This window comes from Streptococcus sp. HMSC36C04, from assembly GCF_001839535.1.
Taxonomy (GTDB): Bacteria; Bacillota; Bacilli; order Lactobacillales; family Streptococcaceae; genus Streptococcus; species Streptococcus hominis.
Map to the genome: position 1 here is coordinate 78,187 of NZ_KV841606.1, position 20,288 is coordinate 98,474.

Genomic DNA, 20,288 nt, shown 5'->3' on the forward strand with positions numbered 1-20,288 from the left:
CTTCTTCTTTAATAAAACTCATCTGGTAAAATCGTTTCTCCCAGCGTGCTGCTGTCCTTGTAATCCACTGGCACATCAATGATAACCGGTCCATTTTCCTTTAAGGCTTTTTGGAGCAACTGTGTTAATTCTGCTGGAGATGTTGCTCGGAATCCTTTCGCACCAAAACTCTCTGCATATTTAACGAAATCAACAGCTCCGAAGTCTACTCCAGATGAACGACCGTATTTCATTTCTTCTTGGAATTCCACCATATTATAATGACCATCGTTCCAAATGAGATGAACAATTGGCAAGTGCAGGCGAACCGCTGTCTCTAGCTCCTGAGCCGAAAAGAGGAAGCCACCGTCTCCAGACACAGAAATAATCTTGGTGTTAGGACGAACCAAGGCTGCTGAAATTGCCCAAGGCAATGCTACACCTAGCGTTTGCATCCCATTTGAAAAAAGCAGATGCCTTGGTTCATAGCTCTTGAAATAACGTGCCATCCAAATATAATGCGTACCCACATCTACTGTAACTGTCATATCGTCTGTCGTATTTTCCTGCAAAACTTCGACAATATCCAGCGGGTGTAGGCAACCTTTTTCAATTTGGCTGCGGTCAAATTTCACATCACCGTCCATTTTATCTCGCAGCACTTGCAGATATTCCCGCGAGCCTTCTGGTAATTGATAGCCGTTAATCGCTGGCAGCAATAAATCCAAAGTATTTACAATATCTCCAATCAGCTCCCGCTCCGGTTGGAAGTAAGTATCAATCTCTGCTGGCTCTACGTCAATCACAATGACGCGGGCAGAAATTTCAGCATTCCAGTTGCGTGCTTCATACTCAATCGGATCATAGCCGATAGCGATGACTAGATCAGATTTTTTCAAGAGCATATCACCCGGCTGATTGCGAAACAGTCCGACACGTCCAAAGAACGTAGCTTCTTCCAATTCACGAGACACAATCCCAGCCCCTTGGAATGTTTCCACAACAGGCAACTGTACTTGCTCCAATAACTGACGAATAGAAGCCGTCACTTTGGCACTTGAAGCGCCATTCCCCAAGAGAAGAACGGGCAACACAGCATTTTTAATCGCTTGCGCTAGGTAGTTGATGTCAGCCACTGAACTAGAACCCAGTTGCGGATCCGTCAACGGTTTAATAGCCTTCACACGAACCTGACTATCCACCACATCCTGTGGAATGGAGATAAAACTTGCCCCCGGCATTCCTGACTTGGCATGACGATAAGCATTGGCAATAATTTCTGAAAGAGTATTGCCATCTTGCACTTCGACAGAATACTTGGTAATCGGCTTAAACAGTGCAGCATTATCCATGGACTGATGTGCACGTTTGAGAAGATCAGCTCGTTTGACCTGACCGGCTAAAGCTAGTACAGGATCCCCTTCTGCGGTCGCAGTAACCAATCCCGTTGCTAAGTTTGAAGCACCTGGTCCACTGGTTGCAATCACGACACCTGGCTCTCCTGTAATCCGCCCAATTCCTTGCGCCATAAAAGCAGCATTTTGTTCATGACGAGCCACGATCAGTTGTGGACCTTTGTCCTCTAAGGTATCAAACACACGGTCAATCTTTGCACCCGGAATCCCAAACACATAATCCACTTTATGATTAATTAAACTATCTACAATTAGATCAGCACCAAATTTTTCAGTCATTTTCTTCGTCCTTCCTGAATATCACGCTCATCATTATATCATAATTCCCATGCGTCTTATAGGATTGTGCTTGTTATTCTTTTTACAAACTATCGTACAATTCCTGCATCCCCACATCATCTGGAACCAAGTGAAGATAATACTCTGCTTGGTGTTTTGCTTCTTCAAATTCCCCCATTTCACGAAGCAAATAGATATATTGCTCTAAAAATTCTGGATTTTCCTTTAAATCCGAAAGCAACAGACGATAGCGCTCCAAAGCTGCTGTTGTCTGTTCCAAAGCCTGATAGGCACGCGCAATATTCCACTTAGTCAGTACATTATCGTCTTGCTCCTCAAATTCTAAAACTTCATCAAAACGTTCTTGCTCTAAATAAAGATTAGACAAACGCAATGCAATTTCTTCCAAGTCTTCCGCATTATCTTTTGCTTTCAAAAGATAATCTTCTGCCTTTTGCTCATCATGAAGTTCATAAGAAAGCTGCGAAGCTAGCAACAAAAGACGTGTATCAAATGGATTTTTCGACAAGCCCTGCTGCGTGAGGCGCAATGCCTCTTCTGTCTGATGTTCTGCATGAAGCGACAAAGCATAACCATACTCATAACCTTCAAATTCCGGCGAAATCGCATCAATTTGCTTAAAGTATAGATTAGCTTTTTGATATTCTTTCTGGTCATATAAAATAGTCGCTAATTCAAAGGCTACAGCATCATCGTATTCAATCTCTAAAGCTTTTTCCAAAAATTCAATCGCCACTTCAAATTTCCCCAAACTTGCATAGGAAACGCCAATCCGCTGATAAGTAGAAACACCCGTCTGCTCATAAATCAGGCGATTGTCTAAGCTAGCATACTCTTTAATAGCTTGATTGAAATTTCCCAATTCAAAATCTATTTCAGCCAAGCCAAAAGTCACTAACGGCTCGTCAGACAATTGCTTTGCCTCGGCTAATTTTTCTCTTGCAACGTCCGGCAACCCTTCCATTTGGTACAAATCGGCTTTGACCAAGAGTGCTGTCACATACCAGTCACTATCAGAAGTAATTTCTTCCAGATAGGCAAAGGCCTCTTCCACTTGTCCATCTTCACTAGCAATCTGCGCCAAACTGATGTAGGCTTCTGGATAATGAGGAGCTAATGTTTCATAAATTCGCTTCGCTTGAGGGAAAAAGCCGATACTTTCTAAGTAGTCGGCTAATTCAAGTAATTCTTCCTCTGTATCATTTGTTAGAGCTCTTTCAAAATATTTATTGGCATGCGCCAAATCCTGCTTTTGCAAAGAAGCGACCATTTTCTTACTGTTGTTCAATTTCTTCTCCTGTTTCATCTACCAATTCTTCTTCATACAAGCCGCTGACTTTCTTATACCAATTAAAAATAGCAGCAATCACAACTTTTGCAGACGCATAAACGGGAATTCCCAGTAAAACGCCCCAGATACCAAACATAGATCCCGCTGTCAAAAGGACAAAAAGAACATTGATTGGATGAATGTTCAATTGGCTACCGAGAATTAATGGCGACACAAACCGCCCTTCAATCGTTTGCTCTACAATAAAGACCACAATGACTTTCAAGAGCATAATTGGTCCAGCAATTAACCCCAGAACAAGAGCCGGCAGCATAGCTAGAAAACTTCCCAAATAAGGAATCAAATTTAAAATCCCTGCCGTCACCCCAAGTGTCACTGCATAGCGAAGCCCGATTACTTTAAAGAAAATGATGAACATTATCGCTACGATAATAGCTACAGTTACTTGCCCACGAACGTAATTGGCAAGCTGCGTATTGACATCTGTCAAAATTTGTCCGACTGGTTCACGAAACTTAGTTGGCATGAATTTTGTCAAATAAGATTTTAAGTTTTTTCCATCTCGCAAAAGATAAAAAAGGATAAAAGGCATGATGATAATGGCTACAATCACTTGCGAAGCCGTACTAATCAAGGTACTCACCCAATTCACTGCTTTCGATGAAAAATTACTCGCCCAAGCTGTCACTTGATCTGAAAAATTATTCGCAATTTCTTCCAATTGAGGCTTGACATCATCAGAAATTCGATTTTCCAAAAAATCTTGAATGATTTTATTCGACTTTTGCAAATTAGCTGGTAAATTCCTTACAAAGCTCACAATCTGATGTTGCAAACTTGGAATTGCTACAGCCAAGCCCCAAATTAAGAGCAATGCAATCAAAATAAAAACAATCGTAATCGCAACTAAACGATTGATCTTATGTTTCTCCATAAAATCTACAATTGGATTTAAGAGATAATACAAAAGCCCTGCTAAAATCACCGGCAGCATGATAACTCCGATAAATTCTAGAACAGGAATAAAAATAAAACTAATTTTGCTTAATACAAAAATATTCAACCCCAACAATAAGGTCACCAAAAAAACAGTGATTGCCTTATTGTCTAAAAACCACCGAAAAAACCATGATAGGCTGAAATCCTTCTTTTTGTGTTCCATACAGACATCCTTTTCTTTATTTATCTCATTGTAGCATTTTTCACTAAAAAATTCTTGAAGAAAGGGTAGTCCTTTATGAATTTCCTTCTTACGCTCGAGTCAAACACAAAAAGCGGTCATCCATTCAATTCATGAACAGATTCCCACTTTTAGCTTTCTTTATCTGAGAAAAAAATTGTAAACCGCATTCGTTTGTCATCAACAGCTTCAAAGAGATAGTGCAAATGATGATTTTCCAAAATCTGTTGCACGATAAAGAGTCCCAGACCTGTTCCACCATCTTTGCGGTTACGACTGTAATCCGGACGATAAAATGGCTGAAATATTTGCTGGATTTGCTGTTCATCCAACACATGTTCCGCATCATTTTCAATGATTAACTGATTGTCTTTAATCATTAAAAGAATCTCTCCGCCAGCTACTGTATAATGGAAAGCATTATCTAGTAAATTTTTAATAGCTTTCAGCAAATAAGTCTTGTTGCCATGCACTTGAAACTCTTCTAACTGTACAGTAAATTGGTAGCCTTTCACATCAGCTAACATTTTATAGCTGCTCAAGTTTTCCTCCAAGAGCTGATTAAGTGAAAAGTCCTCTTCTTCAGCTTCTATTCGCATTTCAATCTTAGAAATTGCCAAGATAGACTGTACAAGTTTTGATTGCTCTTCCAAAATTTCACGACATTTATGCAGGTATTTATCTTTATCTTTGAAGTCACCAACACCGTAAATCATACCATCCACAATTCCCATCATGCTGGTAATCGGCGTTTTCAGCTCATGAGAAGTCATCCGTAGAAATTCTGCTTTCTCCCGCTCGCTTTCAGCCACTTTTTCATTTTCCAATCGCAAAGCTTCAATACTCATCAACAGATTTTGATAAAGAGTGTTAATATCTTGAGCAAGTGTGGATATTTCATCCCGCCCTTTGACAGGACAAGCCACATCTGGAGAAAGAGTTGCCATTTTTCGCGTGCTCTCTGAAATATCTGTAATGCGTTTGGTTGCAAATCGACTATAAAGAAAAGCCACTATACCACCTAACGTTAACGAAAAGAATAAGATATAAGGATAAAGACTTAACAACACGTAAGTAGCATCCGATATTGGTTGGAGCGAATATTCCCCACGTAAGGTCAATGTGGTCCCTTCTGCCGTTCTTATCTTCTTGCTCATACTTTTAGTTTGATTTTTCAAACTCATGTCAGAAGGTAAAATTGTTAATTGGAATTCTCCCTTTTCATTAGCTAAATCAATATGTGGATAAATAAGTTTTCCTTTCGCATCTAATATACTAAACCAGACGCGTGTATTCTTTCGATTGTAGTCACTTAAAAGCTTTCCTATATCATCTGACGGTTTTCCTTGAACTTGCTGAGCAATCTGAAAGAACTCACTTTTAGCTTCTCGATGCTTGACTTGCTCATAATAAACAGGCATCACAAAATAGAGTGTTGTTAAAACCGTTGTCACGATAATAAAAATTATTGTTCCTGTCAAAAGAAAATGCTTTTTAGCAATTCTCACTCTTCTTCTCCTCCAAGTTGATAACCCATACCAGTAATCGTTTTAAGAGGTATTCCAGGAATTTTTTTCCGAATATTTTTTACATGGTTATCCAAAACACGGCTATCCAGTTCACTATAACCCCAAATTGTATTCATCAATTGATCCCGAGTCACCAAATGATTTTTTCTTTGAGCTAAAGCTTGGATAATTTCATATTCTTTTTTAGTAGGAGACATTTTCTCTTCTTGCCAATAAACTGTACAATCGTCAATTGAAACACGTAAGTCTCCAATGACAATCTCTGATTCTGTCACAGTACTCCGGAAAATATTTTCAATGCGTTTCATCAAAATAAGTGGCGAAAATGGTTTGGTAACATAATCACTGATAAGGTGATTAAAGCTGACCAGCTGAGTATATTCATCATCTAGTGCAGTTAACATCATAACTGGTACCTGCGACGTCTTCCGGATTTCCTTCAACACATCCAGACCGCTCATAGAGGGCAACATAACGTCCAGAATGATGAGGTCAAACGATTTTTCCTCAAATTCACGTAGGGCTTCTGCCCCGTCAAAAACTGGTGTCACCTCATAATGATTTTCTTTCAAAAATTCACAAATCACTTGATTAATCGTAGTGTCATCTTCTACTACTAAAATCTTATGCATTTCTTACTCCTTAAAATATAGATATAAAATTAAATGACTGCTAATCAATGTAAAGATTACTTTTATTATACAACAAAATAGTGAACTTACAAAGATTGAACCGTGATGCAGGATAAAAACTTTCTTCCCAAAAAACTAAACATTTTTCAGAAGTCAAACAGACAACCCTGATTGTTAGCGCCACCACCCGCAAATCTATTTTTATTGTATCAAAGTCATCTGTTCCCATCCTATCTCGAATCTATTTTTTATCTATTTTTTCATCATAAAACTGACAGCAGCTTTCATTTGTGAAAACCATTTCATCTCTTTTTGTGTTATAATGAAAGTATCAAATATTTCGAGGTGAATGATGACACAAACAGTTTATTTTGGAACTTATACACGTCGTAGCTCAGAAGGAATTTACAAAGCTGATTTTGATACTAGCACAGGAGAACTGGCAAATTTAACACTTATTGCAAAAGAGCCAAATCCTACTTATTTAGCTTTTGACAAGCAACAGAACCTATATTCTGTCGGAACTGAACACGGTGAGGGAGGCATTGCAGCCTTTAATAAAGCGGGACAGTTACTCAATCACGTTGTGGCCGAAGGTGCTCCTCTATGCTATGTGAGTGTAGATGAAGCAAGAAGCCTTGTCTACGGGGCAAACTACCATAAAGGACAAGTATTAGTTTATAGACGACAAGAAAATGGTAGCCTTAAATTAGTTGATTCTGATGTTCATATCGGCTACGGTCCTCATGAAAACCAAGCTGCTGCTCATGTGCATTTTGCAGATTTAACACCCGATAAGTATCTGGTTACGTGTGATTTAGGAACTGATGAAGTTGTGACATATGAAATTAGTGATTATGGACGCCTAAATCGATTAGAGACTTATCATGCGACATCTGGCGCTGGTCCACGTCATATTGTGTTCCACCCTCACTACAAAATTGCTTATCTTATTTGTGAATTAAACTCTACTATTGAAGTTTTAATTTACGATGGAGATGGTCAATTTGAACGCCTGCAAACCATCTCCACTTTACCAGAAGACTTTTCAGAATTTAATGGAACAGCTGCTATTCGCCTATCTGCTGACGGTCGCTTCCTTTATGGCTCCAACCGCGGACATAATTCAATCGCTGTTTACAAAGTAGCAGGAGATGGAACACTTGAACTTGTAGAATTCGTACCAACTAATGGAAAAAATCCACGTGATTTTAATATTACACCAGATCAACAGTATATTATCGCAGCCCATCAAGACTCAGACAATGCGACTGTCTTCAAACGTGACCCAGAAACAGGAAAATTAACAGAATTATCACATGATTTCTTTGTTCCAGAAGGTGTTTGTGTTGCTTTTACTCATTAATCTCTTCTTAAGAGACTAATCCCAATCGCCTATGGTTGGGATTTTTTGTTGTCTTATATGTCATCTTCCCAGATTCTATTCGTTTGCAAGTAATTGTATTAGGGAGCACGACCGTCTTGCTTTAGTCGCCAATTTTATACCGAACATCACGATACTGACGAAAAGAACATAATAAAAAGAGGCAAGGGAATGAAACCTTGTCTCTTTATTGTTTTAATTTAAAATCGGATATTTTCTCGCGTTTTTTCATACGATGTAACAAAACGATTGGTTACACCAGGTTCTACTACATCCAATGCTTGCGAGATCTCCTCAAACGATGCTTGATAATCAAAGTCATTTTCAAAAATCTCTAGTGCACGGTTGAAGGCAGTTTGAACTCCTTCATCAAATGAACGATAGCGATTTGAATATTGTAACAACTGCTCTGTCAAAGTAGCATTTTCAACAATCCGGTAAGTCTCATTTTCCAGTTCATTCATATCATTTGTCAAAATCTCTAACATACGATTTACTGATTCAATATTGACACGATACTGTTCCAATTCTGCTACTAAAGCTTCTGTGTTATCACTTGCAGTAAAGAAAGTGGTCAGGAAGCTCCGTGGAATACCCGGCAAATTGCGTTTTTCCATATAACGCTTAATCGTATGCAATTTGTTGATATAAATGTTAACTTTTTGTCGAGCATTGGCATCATCTTTTTCAATTTTAGCCAATTTTTCACTCAACACTAACTGCTCATCTTCAATTTCTTTCACACGTTTTTGAATGGTTTCAAGATTTTCTTGAAGAACAGAATAAGCTTGTTTTCTTTCTGAAGAATCTTCAATCGCTTCTAAAACAACATCATCTAAGCTAGAAAGTTCACTTTGAAGTCGACGAACATGATTCGTATCGCTTTCTGTCAAGAGATACAATTTTGAAAGGCGGGCAATCTCTGTCAAAAGATTTTGATTGTTTTCTTTTGTATGACCTAAATAACCTGGTAAACTATTAACTAATTTGACAACTACTTTATGTGACTTGATTTCACGATTAAACATGTCATATAAAGCATCCATTTCTTCTTGGATTTGCGTATTTTCATATTGTGCATTGTCCAATTCTAAACTGGCAATGTTTTCACTGTTGCGTTTCAAACTAGTATGCAGCTGTTGGAAGCGAGATTCAATATCAGTTTCAATAAAATGATAACCAGATTCTAGCAATTTGCGATGACCAGATTCCAAATCTTCTAACTGTTCTGGTAACTTTTGATCTAATTCTGATACAAGCTCTGGGATTTTTTCAACAATATGCGTTAAAGCAAGGATGTGATCTTCTGTTTTATCCAAAATTTCCGCTGCTTCAACAGGGTCTCCTGATGAGTTTAAAGTTACAAATTGAGAGAATTCAGATTGAATTTTCTCTAATTGTTTTTCAATCTCAGGAAGCGCTGAGCCATAACTTTCTGTATCATTTGCCACAGACACTTGCAACTTTTCAAATAAATCCAAAGCATGCAAGACACGACCGCTATTTTTAGACTCTTGCTTTTCTAATTCAGCAAGTGCATTGCGAATAGCAGTAATATCTTCTTCAATCAAGTCAATTTGGCTCTCAATTTTATCAATACCATGCTTTGCTTTTAGAAACCGAAACGAATTATTGTAACCTTCCGTTTCAAAGAGGTTATTTTCGATGTCTGCAAAAGAATTTAAAGAAAGGTCAACCCATTTTTGATTCCATTCACGAAAAGCCACTTGACTTTGTCCAATCAAATGCATGTTTTTAACCGCTTCGACTTCATCGTTTACAGGAAGATTATAAAGTTCTTCTTTGCGATCTTCTAACTTAGCAAGCAAGGCATCATTTCTTTTTCTTAATAAGACAGCAGTTATGTAAGCAACAATCAAGAGAACTGCTATCACTATAATTAGTACGATTAGTCCGTTAGACATGTAAAACTCCTTCAAAATATTACTTGAAAATAATCATGATTATTATATCATAATTTTCTTGGTAAATGTGAATTTTTTCAGATTTTTTTAAACGTCCAATGTACTATATACGGCGTTCTCTTCGATAAATTCACGGCGAGGTTCTACACGGTCACCCATTAGCATATCAAAAATCTTGTCCGCTTCTGCTGCATCATCGACTGAGACACGCGCCATTAAGCGATGTTCTGGGTTCATCGTTGTTTCCCAAAGTTGGTGGTCGTCCATTTCTCCCAAGCCTTTGTAACGTTGAATACTTGGTTTAGAACGCCCTTCAGAATAACGCTCCAATGCCAACTGTAGCTCTTCTTCTTGATTGGCTCCGGGCTGGATGTATTCTTTCACTTCACTGCCGACTTTCACACCATAAATAGGCGGTTGAGCAATATAGACATAACCTGCTTCCAAAACAGGCTTCATATAACGATAAATCAACGTCAAAAGAAGGGTTCGGATATGCGCACCATCAACATCGGCATCGGTCATAATGACTAATTTTTGATAACGAGCTTTGCTCACATCAAAATCCGCTCCAAAGCCTGTTCCCATTGCGGTAAAGAGACTACGAATTTCTTCATTGGCTAAAATTTTATCCATGCTAGCTTTTTCAACATTTAAAATCTTACCGCGAATTGGCAAAATAGCCTGAAACTCCCGATTTCGACCAGACTTGGCTGAACCACCAGCTGAATCTCCTTCCACGATAAACAATTCTGTTTCGTGTGGATCATTAGAGGAGCAATCTGCCAATTTACCTGGTAAGTTTGAAATTTCAAGACCTGATTTCTTGCGAGTCACTTCACGTGCACGCTTGGCTGCAATCCGAGCCTTGGACGCCAAAATTCCCTTTTCTACTATCTTCTTAGCAACCGCAGGATTTTCCAAAAGGAAATCTGAGAAAGCTTCGCTAAAGAGACGATTAGTAATTTTAACAACTTCACTATTTCCAAGTTTCGTCTTTGTTTGTCCTTCAAACTGTGGGTTAGGATGTTTTACAGAGATAACAGCTGTTAATCCTTCACGGACATCTTCACCAGTCAGGTTGTCTTCATTTTCTTTCAGAAGCTTATTTTTCTTGGCATAGTCATTGATGACACGTGTGAGCGCTGTACGAAAACCTTGTTCATGCGTCCCACCTTCATGAGTGTGGATATTATTTGCAAAACTCATGACAGTTTCGTGATAGCCTGTTGTATACTGCATAGCTACTTCAACAGTAATATCATCCATTTCTCCGTCTGTATAAATCGGATTTTCAAAGATAACATCTTTATTTTCATTGATATACTGGACGTAGCTAGCAATCCCACCCTCATAATGGTAATCTTTTGTTTGCTCCAAACCTTCCCGTTTATCGGTAATAGAAATTCGCAGGCCACGATTCAAAAATGCTAGTTCTTGCACCCGTTTATTTAATTTTTCAAAATCAAATTCAACCGTTTCTGTGAAGATTTCTGGGTCTGGTGTAAAATGAACAGTTGTTCCTGTGCGATCGGTCTCGCCAATAATCTCCAGATCCGCTACGACGTGCCCGCGACGGTATTCTTGAAAATGAATCTGACCGTTCTTGTAAACCCGAACATCAAGTTGAGTAGAAAGAGCATTAACCACGGAAGATCCGACACCATGCAATCCTCCAGATACCTTGTACCCGCCACCACCGAATTTTCCTCCAGCATGAAGAATGGTAAAGACAGTTTCTACCGCAGGACGACCTGTTTTTTCTTGAATATCTACAGGGATTCCACGACCGTCATCAACAACGGTAATCGAATTGTCTTTCTCAATAAATACTTGAATATGTGTTGCAAAACCAGCTAATGCCTCATCAATTGAGTTATCTACAATTTCCCAAACAAGATGATGCAGTCCTTCTTTTGAAGTTGAGCCAATATACATCCCTGGACGCATTCGGACAGCTTCCAAACCTTCTAAAACCTGAATTTGACTGGCATCATAATCCTGTGCTTGCAGTTCTTTATTTTCTTCTGACATACGATTCCTTTTCTATATTTTTATAAATTTCTTGAGATTTTCCATATCATCAAAGAGATAAGTTGCAAAGCCAGCTGATTGACCCGCTTCTGTGTCAATTGAGCGATCTCCGATGACTAACCCATTCTCAATCTGATACTTATCTTTTAAATACAGCATTGACTCAGGATTTGGCTTTCTCTTAAAACCACGATTAGAAGTCACCACTTCTGTAAAGTAGCCTGAAATCCCTGTTTTATCAAGAATCTCTAAAACCTGATCATTCCGATGAGAAATCAGAAAATTACGCCCTCCTTGTACAACGATATTTCTGAGCAAGTCTGCAGCACCTTCAAACAATACTGGATGAGCTAACTCTCTCGCTTCATTTTCTTTATAAGTTTGTAAAAAATGAGGGGTATTGGGCGCAAATTGAGCAATTGCATAAGGAGTTGAAATCTTTAGCGCCTTGTAAACATCATCATGGGCAGCTTGAATCCCAAAACCAGCTAACGTTTCTACAAATGCAGCCGTTGACGTCTCGTAATTATTGAGGAGAGTCCCCCCTAAATCCCAAATATAATCTTGATAATCCATACCTTTTATTATAACATATTTTTGTAAAAAATGGCTGTTAAAACAGATAGGAAAGCCTATTTTAGACATGAATTTTCATAAAAAAACTTACTTGGATCATTCCAAATAAGTTTTAGTATCATAGACAATCAATTACCGTAAACGTCATTGTAAAGCATCGCCGTTGCAAGCTGCTCACTGTCTCCGCCTAACTGATGAACCAACTCATAAGCAAAAGCTAGAGCAGTTGCAGGTCCTCGGCTAGTAATCACTTTCCCATCAACAACGACGGTTTGCTTGATATAAATGCCAGAATCAATGTCTGACTCGATACCATCGTAACAGGTAAACTGTTTGTCCTTTAAAATACCTGCACGATTGAGTGCAATCGGTGCTGCGCAAATGGCAGCTATCCACTTGCCTTCTTCCTGCATCTTTTGTAGAGCTGACATCAAACGATCATCATCTCGCAAATTTGTCGCACCAGGCATTCCTCCCGGCAGTACCACTAAGTCATAATCCTCTAACTTTCCAGCCCAAACCTTATCTGCTTGAACTGAAATACCATGAGAACCTGTTACCGCTTTCTCAAATCCAATCATGTCACATAGGATTCCTGCACGGCGAAGAACATCCACAACAGTCAATGCTTCAATTTCTTCAAAGCCATTGGCTAACATAACAGCTACTTTTGTCATTTTTCTTCTCCTTTATTTTAATCGTTTTAAAACCACTTTTTTACGTCTTTGAGGATAGCGTATCTTTTTTTCATCTGTGAGATTATTCTGATAGCTCATCGAAAGCAAGAGCCCGACCCCGATTAAATTACTAATAATGGAAGAGCCACCTTGGGAGATGAATGGAAGTGGAATCCCTGTTAGAGGCAAAATCCCTGTTACTGCTCCTATATTTTCAAAAATATGAAAGAGCAGCATCATGATGAAACCGGTTGAAATATATGTGTAAAATTGATTATTTGATTTCAGCGTAATTTTTAGCATGCGATAAATCAAGAGCAGATACAAGGCAATCACAACCGTTGCACCGACAAAACCAAAATCCTCTGCAATGACAGTAAAAATCATATCACTTTCACGTACAGGCACCAATAGATTGGATACATTAAACCCTTGTCCCCAGAGACCACCACTACCAATTGCTATTTGACCTTGTGCCTGTTGATAAGTAGTGGTTTGAGCGTAGTCAAACGGATTCAGCCAAGCCAAAATACGGTTGATCTGATAAGTTGGCATCCCAATTTGGTGCAAAAAAGCTCGCCCGTCTTTTGAAATGAAGATAAGTAAAAAGCCACCGCCTACAACCAGAACGGTCAAAACAACTGGTACAATGATTTTCCAAGACACACCTGATAAGAGGACAATTCCTGAAAAGATTGCGATAAAGACTAATGCTGTCCCTAGGTCACTCTGCAATGCCAATAAAATCAGAACGGGTAAGGTATAAAGGGCTAACTCAAAAATCAGTAAGAAGTCCAATTGAACCGTTCGCTCTCTATCTTTATGGCGCTGTAAAAAATTGACAACAACTCGCGATAACATCAAAATATAGGAAATCTTCATAAATTCAGACGGTTGGAACAAGGTGACACGCCCTATAGTTACCCAGTTTTTCGCTCCTGTCGAAGCAACTAATTCTGAACTATAAAAAATGAGCGGAAGCAGCATCAACGCTAAGCCAAATACATATAAGTATGGCGTTATTTGCCAAAGAAATTTTGTTTTGAATAGCATGATAACCAGACTGATAACTGTCCCTAGAGCAATCCAAGCAATCTGTTGTCCTACAATTGGCCAAACGTTTTTTGGATAATCATGACTAACAGCAATATAAATGGCCATAACGCCAATGAAAAGCAAACAAAATACTGGTAATATTAAACTATAATCCACTCGCGAATCAATCGAGCGTTTTTGATAAGGCATATCTCCTCCAACATACGTAATAAATGTCAGTCACTTTTAAAGCACTTTTATGAGAAAAAGTATTGAATGATTAAGCTAGATACAGCAACCGCGAACCAAGCAAAGGCTCCTGTCAATAGTGGCGCTGCACCTGCTTTTCTAAATTGCCCAAAGGATACTCTCGCACCAATTCCAGCAAGAGCCATTGCCATGAGCCATTGTGACAAGAACTTCGTTGCAGGAACGAACGAACTTGGAAAAATCCCAACACTAGTAACAATAGACGCCATGACAAACCACAAAATAAACCAAGGAAAAATTTTCTTTAAATTAACTTTTTGATGACTGCTTTTTGAGCGTAAATATCGGACTCCTGCAAAGATAAGACAGGCTGGTACAATCATTAAAGCACGGCTAAGCTTCACAATCGTTGCTAAATCTCCTGCTGACTGACTGTAAGTATAACCCGCTGCTACAACAGATGATGTATCATTGATAGCTGTTCCTGCCCAAGTTCCAAATGTCGCATCATTCATATGCATCAAATGTCCCAAAAATGGGAAAATAAAGACCGCTAAAATGTTAAAGAAGAAAATTGTGGAAATAGATAAAGCAATCTCTTCATCTTTTGCTTCTAAAATCGGTGAAGCTGCTGCAATGGCAGAACCACCACAAATAGCCGTTCCAAATCCAATTAAAGTGGTTAGAACTTTACCCATTCCCAGCAGACGTCCTACCACATAAGCTGAAATAAAAGCAATCAGTATAGTTAAAATGCTAATTTTTAAAGAGGAGATGCCTGTAGCAGAGACACGGCCAATGGACATGCTGAACCCCAGCAAAATAATGGAATATTGCAGTAATTTCTTACCTGAATAAGCTAGACCAGCATGATAAGTCTTCTTTATATGAAAAAGATTATTAGCTAGAATTCCCAAAAGAATGGCAAAAACACTAGAGCCAATCAAGGGGAATAAATTTCCCAAGACGGTTGCTACTGCCGCTAATACAAAAGCAAAACCAATCCCTGGAAGATATTTTTGATACATATTGAACCTTCTTTCTTTGTGTTTCTATTATAACAAAATTTAAAACTAGCAGCAGAGGAAATTACCATTTTTAGCAAAAAACTCAGTTAAAAAGTGAACTGAGTTTTCTAATGGGGTAAAATTACACCGTTTCCTTCTTCTTCAAAAATTGCTCAATTTCTGTTGGAATTTTTTTCATACTTGTGACGGATATTGGAGCAATTTTTTCCAAGGCTGTCTGAATTTGCCGTCCATAACGTTTGGTTAACATGCGATTGTCTAAAATAACGACTGCTGACTGCTGCTCTTGGTGTCGAATTGTACGCCCCAAAGCCTGTTTTAGGCGTAAAATAGCAACAGGCAAGCTATAATCATAAAAAGGATTCTTGCCTTCTTGCCGCAATTTGCGGTTGAGTTTTTGCGTAAAGAAATCGCTCGGATTATCAAATGGAATTCGTGTAATGACTTCAATCATTTGCTTCTGACTAGAGAAATCTGTTCCCTCCCAAAAACTGCCCGCCCCTAGTAAAATACTCGTTTCCCCTCTGTCAAAACGTCGTTTAATATTAGCCGCTTCACCATTCTTATACTGGGCTAAGTGTGGCAAGCGCAAACGTTCCGAAACAGCTAACAACAACGCTTTCGATGTGAATAAAACGAGAATTGGAACTTCCTGAGTAGCTAATTTATGAACCCATTTGACAATCAATTCTGCATAAGTGTCCACATCCAAGTCTACAACATTTGGAAAATTCTTATCCAACCATATTTTCTGCTGATGTTTCTGCTTTTGTGGTAACTGATAAAATGGCGCATTTTCAAAACCAAGTAAATGCGCTAAATGCACTTTTTTACTGATTTCAAGCGTGGCTGAAACGAATAAGACTTGAACTTCTTCAGGCAGCAAAGCTCGAAAATCTAGCACTTCTAGGCAAGCGGCTTCCAACATCGTCACTCGATAATCATCGAACTGCTCTTCTTTTAACCAGAACTGGTCATATTTTGTGGCAAAAATAGTGCGTAAATCAGCAAGAGTGCTTTGATCTAACTCTGATAAATCTTGTCGAAGTTTGGAACAAGTTTCTTTCGTTAGCTCATTCTTCTTGTAACATTGGAATTGTTCCATCGCATGAGTCAATTCAAATTGAATATCCTCTATTAACCGACGTTGCAAAATGGTACCTGTTGTTTCAAGTTCCGATTGAATTTGTTGCAAGCATTTTGTCATATTGAGGGATTTTCGAGAGAGATTTTCCAAAGCCAAAAACAACTTCTGAGCTTCATCCACAATCAAAAGCCGATTCTCCAGAATGGATTTATCATCTTCTAACCGCGTCAAAAAATAAGCATGATTGGTCACTAATACACGACTGCGTTTGGACTTTTCTTGACCTTTTTGCCAAAAATCTGCACCATAAAAGAGGGATTTTTTGCTCAATTTTCCATCATGAAGCACCTGTTGAAAATAGGTCTGATAGCGATGTCGTTGACCAATTTCATCCAAATCACCAGATTCTGTTTCTGTGAGCCAAACTAAAAGCAACATCTTGCAACGATTGACCAAACGATTGTCATCTACCCGCTGCAAACTGTCATAAAAGAAGTCAAGCTTCAAATAATTGGCAGGGCTTTTCAAGCTATGAACAGAAAGATGAAAGATTTCTTCTAACTTTTGTCCTTCATTTGCCACAATCTGGTCCTGCAACACTTTCGTAGGAACTGTTACCAGAATTTGCTTGCTCGTTTGAGCCAAAGCAGGAAGCAAGTAACCATAGGTCTTGCCTAAACCTGTCTGAGCTTGTAAAAAACTTGGTTGCTGACTTTTCAAAGCCTGTTCCACATCATGTGCAAACTCATCTTGTTCTTTTCGCTCCTCTAAATCCAGCAAATTGATGTTGTGAGTGAAATTTTTGGACAATTTCCTCGCTTTTTGGATTTTTTGACTTTTTCGAAGAAAAATTCCCTGCCACTTCATCAAATCACGGCAAGTTATGTCCGACATTTGGTTAAAAGCATCTTCTATCGCTAAGCGTGATTCGTAAATCAAACTATCCGAAAATTTCAACAAATACTCTACCAATTCTTTTGGAAGTTTTTGAATTTTTTCTTGTATTTTTAAAAATAATGTAGCCGTTGCTGAGGCATCTGCAAGCGCTGTATGCGCATGTTTCAAAGGAATGTCTAACTGTTCACATAATATTCCTAGATTGTATTTTTCAAACGTTGGGAAAAAGACTTGCGCAAGCTCTACTGTATCTACCCTCGGAGTCACTAATTCAAATCCTTCCCAAAAGAGGGCTTCTGCTAATAAATTAGCATCAAATTTCACATTATGAGCCACAAAAATGGCATCCTCAATCAACTCATAAATCTCACGAGCTACTTGAGAAAAGTCTGGCGCCCTTCTCAATCGCTTGTCTGTCAATCCTGTTAATTGGCAAATATGAGAATCCAGCTTCTCATGAGGATTCACATCGGTTTCATAAGTTTTAACAATCTGACCATTTTCAATCAGCACAATCCCGACTTGAATAATCTTGGCGTTGCTGCTGGCACTCGTTGCCTCTAAATCCACCACAGCATATTTTCTTTTTTCTTGTGTCATATTAGAAAAATTATACCATAAATCCAACTATTTCGTATCACGTTTTATTCCTTATTTTCCCTTGATAAATAACTTAATATTTCTTTTATGTCATTTTTCATATTTTTTGCTAAACTATGAAGTGAAAGGAGTTCTCATGATAACGATTCATAAAACTTTAAACGCTCAAGCATACGAAAATACTTATTATTTAGAAAATGAGCATCATCTTATCGTAGTTGATCCAGGTAGTGACTGGGATAAAATTGTAGCAAAAATCCAAGAAATCAATAAGCCAATTACAGCTATTTTGCTGACCCATACTCATTACGATCATATTATGAGTGTTGATTTAGTTCGTCAACATTTTGGACATCCACCTGTCTATGTCTCTGAAAGTGAAGCAACTTGGCTTTACACTCCGGAGTATAATCTATCTGGACTAGCTCGCCACCAAGATATTGATAACATCATTCTCCAGCCTGCCGATGTCTTTTTTGACTATCATAGTCCTTACAGTCTAGATGATTTTTATTTTTACGTCGTACCAACACCAGGACATTCAATCGGTGGTGTTTCAATCATCTTTCCTAACGAGCACTTTATTTTAACTGGCGATGCTTTATTCTGCGAATCAATTGGTCGAACGGACCTCTATACTGGAAATATAGAACAACTCATTTCTAGCATCAAAAACGAGTTGCTGACCTTGCCTGATTATGATGTTTACCCTGGTCATGGTCCTCAAACCACCATTGTTCATGAAAAAATGTTTAATCCATTTTTGCATTAAAAAAGCCCTAAATGAACTGCATCTCAAAAGTTAGATTTTTCTGTCTAACTTTCGGATCAGGGTTCAATAGGGTTTTTATTATCACTTCTTTTTTAAATTTTCAAGAATCGTCTCATTGAGAGAACCGAACCAAATGCTCCGATGATAATTCCTACTACAAAAAGGAAGGAAATCATCAATGGAATAAAGGTTTTGGGTACAATCATTGAAAGATTTTGACTAGCAAGAGATGGATTAAATGACTTATAGGCCATTTCGTAAATAAAATAGACCAAGCCAGCTGGAACAACTGCTCCAAGCAAGCCAATCCAAGCTCCTTCTAACAAGAACGGACCTCGAATGTAACTGTTTTTTGCTCCCACCAGACGCATAATTTGAATTTCACGACTGCGCGAAATAATCGTAATCCGAATAGTATTTGAAATCAAGAAAACAGCAATAAAGACTAAGAGGAGCGCTCCTACAATTCCCCACGTACGGATAAAATTAGCTAACGCAAAAATACGTTTTGTATTGGCTCCACCGTACTCTACTTCAGAGACCCCTTCCACTTTCTTCGCATTGTTTGCTACAGAGGTAACGTATTTGGGGTCAGTTGTATCGACAATATAAGCGTCATGCAGGGGATTGGCATCTCCTTCAAAGAGTTTCCAATCTTTACCCATGACTTCTGTTAGTTTCTTTAATTGTTCTTGCTTGCTAGAAAATGTTACTGATTTCACATTTGACATTTTGTTGAGGGCATCATATACCTTATGGTAGTCCTCATTTTTGACTGTTTGACCTTCTTTTGTAATGGTCTCTTCATTGTCCGCTGTATCTGGTCGCATATAGACCATAACCCGCACATTATTTTCAATATCTGTTGCTAGCTTCGCCGTGTTTAAAATGACTGACACAAAGATTGCGACTAACCCTAGTGTAATCATCACGGAGCTGACCGCAGCAACTGTCATCCAACCATTTCGCTTCAAACTTTTGAGCGATTCAAGCAGGTGACTTAAAAATCTACTATTCATCGTATCCGTATTCTCCTTTTGCTTCATCACGCACCACACGACCATTTTCGATGGCAATAACGCGGTGACGCAAAGTATTTACAATTTGGCTATTGTGGGTCGCCATTAGAACAGTCGTCCCTTGCAGGTTAATTCGCTCCAGTAGATTCATGATTTCCCACGAATTATCTGGATCCAAATTCCCTGTCGGTTCATCGGCAATCAAAACTTTAGGATTGTTCACAATCGCACGTGCAATGGCAATCCGTTGTTGCTCACCACCTGATAACTCATTTGGAAAAGAGCGAACTTTATGTTTCAAACCAACCAAATCCAGCACTTCCATAACACGCTTTTTAATATTGCGACGACGCTCACCGATAACTTCCATGGCGTAAGCGATATTTTCATACACCGTCTTTTTGGGTAGCAATTTATAATCTTGGAAAACGACGCCAACATTACGACGCAACATTGGAATATCACGTTTTTTAATTTTAGCAAGATTAAAGCCAGCAACTTGCAGACTTCCCTTATCAACTTTCACTTCACGATACAATAATCGAATAAAAGTTGATTTCCCAGCTCCAGAAGGTCCTACAATGTAGGTGAATTCTCCTGGCTCTACTTCAATGGACACACCACGCAAGGCTGTTGTCCCGTTGTCATATTTTTTGACAACATCTCTCATTTCAATAATTGACATTTATTGTTAAGAGTTCCTTTCGTAAGATAGTTG

The 20,288-nt window shown here is 38.6% G+C and carries 16 protein-coding genes; 2 read left to right on the forward strand and 14 right to left on the reverse strand.

Features of this window, described 5'->3' with window-relative positions; translation table 11 throughout:
* Positions 1–8 precede the first annotated feature (8 nt).
* The 5 genes from alsS to HMPREF3249_RS08515 all read right to left on the reverse strand — a co-directional run bounded on the left by alsS (position 9) and on the right by HMPREF3249_RS08515 (position 6,326).
* On the reverse strand, positions 9–1,673 hold the full coding sequence (gene alsS / locus HMPREF3249_RS08495; RefSeq protein WP_059220569.1) for an acetolactate synthase AlsS: 1,665 nt from the start codon (positions 1,671–1,673) through the stop codon (positions 9–11).
* Between the two features lie 82 nt (positions 1,674–1,755).
* Positions 1,756–2,982 carry a tetratricopeptide repeat protein gene (locus HMPREF3249_RS08500; RefSeq protein ID WP_081317640.1) on the reverse strand — a complete coding sequence of 409 codons (1,227 nt, stop codon included), beginning with the start codon at positions 2,980–2,982 and terminating at the stop codon, positions 1,756–1,758.
* Complete coding sequence (locus HMPREF3249_RS08505) at positions 2,969–4,147, reverse strand: AI-2E family transporter (protein ID WP_059220565.1); 1,179 nt, start codon at positions 4,145–4,147, stop codon at positions 2,969–2,971. Before HMPREF3249_RS08505 ends, HMPREF3249_RS08500 begins: the two co-directional genes overlap by 14 nt.
* 149 nt (positions 4,148–4,296) lie before the next feature.
* Positions 4,297–5,673 carry a sensor histidine kinase gene (locus HMPREF3249_RS08510; protein ID WP_049533590.1) on the reverse strand — a complete coding sequence of 459 codons (1,377 nt, stop codon included), beginning with the start codon at positions 5,671–5,673 and terminating at the stop codon, positions 4,297–4,299.
* Complete coding sequence (locus tag HMPREF3249_RS08515; protein WP_049533591.1) at positions 5,670–6,326, reverse strand: response regulator transcription factor; 657 nt, start codon at positions 6,324–6,326, stop codon at positions 5,670–5,672. Before HMPREF3249_RS08515 ends, HMPREF3249_RS08510 begins: the two co-directional genes overlap by 4 nt.
* Positions 6,327–6,678: 352 nt before the next feature.
* Here HMPREF3249_RS08515 and HMPREF3249_RS08520 point away from each other — a divergent pair, with 352 nt between their 5' ends.
* On the forward strand, positions 6,679–7,692 hold the full coding sequence (locus HMPREF3249_RS08520; RefSeq protein ID WP_049533592.1) for a lactonase family protein: 1,014 nt from the start codon (positions 6,679–6,681) through the stop codon (positions 7,690–7,692).
* A gap of 218 nt (positions 7,693–7,910) precedes the next feature.
* On the opposite strand, the gene ezrA is transcribed toward HMPREF3249_RS08520, so the two are convergent.
* The 7 genes from ezrA to HMPREF3249_RS08555 all read right to left on the reverse strand — a co-directional run bounded on the left by ezrA (position 7,911) and on the right by HMPREF3249_RS08555 (position 17,779).
* Positions 7,911–9,635 carry a septation ring formation regulator EzrA gene (ezrA, locus tag HMPREF3249_RS08525; RefSeq protein ID WP_003028089.1) on the reverse strand — a complete coding sequence of 575 codons (1,725 nt, stop codon included), beginning with the start codon at positions 9,633–9,635 and terminating at the stop codon, positions 7,911–7,913.
* Positions 9,636–9,722: 87 nt separating this feature from the next.
* A complete protein-coding gene (gene gyrB / locus HMPREF3249_RS08530; RefSeq protein ID WP_003025329.1) occupies positions 9,723–11,669 on the reverse strand; it encodes a DNA topoisomerase (ATP-hydrolyzing) subunit B in 1,947 nt (648 codons plus the stop codon).
* 12 nt (positions 11,670–11,681) lie between these two features.
* Positions 11,682–12,245, reverse strand: a complete 564-nt coding sequence (locus tag HMPREF3249_RS08535) for an HAD-IA family hydrolase (RefSeq protein ID WP_057489595.1) — start codon at positions 12,243–12,245, stop codon at positions 11,682–11,684.
* A 128-nt stretch (positions 12,246–12,373) separates the two neighbouring features.
* On the reverse strand, positions 12,374–12,922 hold the full coding sequence (locus HMPREF3249_RS08540; RefSeq protein WP_059220563.1) for a DJ-1 family glyoxalase III: 549 nt from the start codon (positions 12,920–12,922) through the stop codon (positions 12,374–12,376).
* Positions 12,923–12,934: 12 nt separating this feature from the next.
* Positions 12,935–14,167, reverse strand: coding sequence for an FtsW/RodA/SpoVE family cell cycle protein (locus HMPREF3249_RS08545; protein ID WP_059220560.1), 1,233 nt, complete (start codon positions 14,165–14,167; stop codon positions 12,935–12,937).
* 47 nt (positions 14,168–14,214) lie between these two features.
* Positions 14,215–15,195 carry a YeiH family protein gene (locus tag HMPREF3249_RS08550; protein WP_059220558.1) on the reverse strand — a complete coding sequence of 327 codons (981 nt, stop codon included), beginning with the start codon at positions 15,193–15,195 and terminating at the stop codon, positions 14,215–14,217.
* A 121-nt stretch (positions 15,196–15,316) separates the two neighbouring features.
* On the reverse strand, positions 15,317–17,779 hold the full coding sequence (locus HMPREF3249_RS08555) for a bifunctional DnaQ family exonuclease/ATP-dependent helicase (RefSeq protein ID WP_059220556.1): 2,463 nt from the start codon (positions 17,777–17,779) through the stop codon (positions 15,317–15,319).
* Between the two features lie 136 nt (positions 17,780–17,915).
* On the opposite strand from HMPREF3249_RS08555, the gene HMPREF3249_RS08560 reads away from it, so the two are divergent.
* On the forward strand, positions 17,916–18,551 hold the full coding sequence (locus tag HMPREF3249_RS08560; protein ID WP_003040025.1) for an MBL fold metallo-hydrolase: 636 nt from the start codon (positions 17,916–17,918) through the stop codon (positions 18,549–18,551).
* Between the two features lie 92 nt (positions 18,552–18,643).
* On the opposite strand, the gene ftsX is transcribed toward HMPREF3249_RS08560, so the two are convergent.
* Positions 18,644–19,570, reverse strand: coding sequence for a permease-like cell division protein FtsX (ftsX, locus tag HMPREF3249_RS08565; protein WP_003037328.1), 927 nt, complete (start codon positions 19,568–19,570; stop codon positions 18,644–18,646).
* Positions 19,563–20,255, reverse strand: coding sequence for a cell division ATP-binding protein FtsE (gene ftsE / locus HMPREF3249_RS08570; RefSeq protein WP_003025346.1), 693 nt, complete (start codon positions 20,253–20,255; stop codon positions 19,563–19,565). Before ftsE ends, ftsX begins: the two co-directional genes overlap by 8 nt.
* Positions 20,256–20,288 lie beyond the last annotated feature (33 nt).

Bases quoted from the DNA above. Each gene is read 5' to 3' on its own strand.
- alsS (WP_059220569.1), bottom strand. From the start codon at position 1,673: ATGACTGAAAAATTTGGTGCTGATCTAATTGTAGATAGTTTAATTAAT.
- HMPREF3249_RS08505 (WP_059220565.1), bottom strand. From the start codon at position 4,147: ATGGAACACAAAAAGAAGGATTTCAGCCTATCATGGTTTTTTCGGTGG.
- HMPREF3249_RS08515 (WP_049533591.1), bottom strand. From the start codon at position 6,326: ATGCATAAGATTTTAGTAGTAGAAGATGACACTACGATTAATCAAGTG.
- HMPREF3249_RS08520 (WP_049533592.1), top strand. From the start codon at position 6,679: ATGACACAAACAGTTTATTTTGGAACTTATACACGTCGTAGCTCAGAA.
- ezrA (WP_003028089.1), bottom strand. From the start codon at position 9,635: ATGTCTAACGGACTAATCGTACTAATTATAGTGATAGCAGTTCTCTTG.
- gyrB (WP_003025329.1), bottom strand. From the start codon at position 11,669: ATGTCAGAAGAAAATAAAGAACTGCAAGCACAGGATTATGATGCCAGT.
- HMPREF3249_RS08535 (WP_057489595.1), bottom strand. From the start codon at position 12,245: ATGGATTATCAAGATTATATTTGGGATTTAGGGGGGACTCTCCTCAAT.
- HMPREF3249_RS08540 (WP_059220563.1), bottom strand. From the start codon at position 12,922: ATGACAAAAGTAGCTGTTATGTTAGCCAATGGCTTTGAAGAAATTGAA.
- HMPREF3249_RS08545 (WP_059220560.1), bottom strand. From the start codon at position 14,167: ATGCCTTATCAAAAACGCTCGATTGATTCGCGAGTGGATTATAGTTTA.
- HMPREF3249_RS08550 (WP_059220558.1), bottom strand. From the start codon at position 15,195: ATGTATCAAAAATATCTTCCAGGGATTGGTTTTGCTTTTGTATTAGCG.
- HMPREF3249_RS08555 (WP_059220556.1), bottom strand. From the start codon at position 17,779: ATGACACAAGAAAAAAGAAAATATGCTGTGGTGGATTTAGAGGCAACG.
- HMPREF3249_RS08560 (WP_003040025.1), top strand. From the start codon at position 17,916: ATGATAACGATTCATAAAACTTTAAACGCTCAAGCATACGAAAATACT.
- ftsX (WP_003037328.1), bottom strand. From the start codon at position 19,570: ATGAATAGTAGATTTTTAAGTCACCTGCTTGAATCGCTCAAAAGTTTG.
- ftsE (WP_003025346.1), bottom strand. From the start codon at position 20,255: ATGTCAATTATTGAAATGAGAGATGTTGTCAAAAAATATGACAACGGG.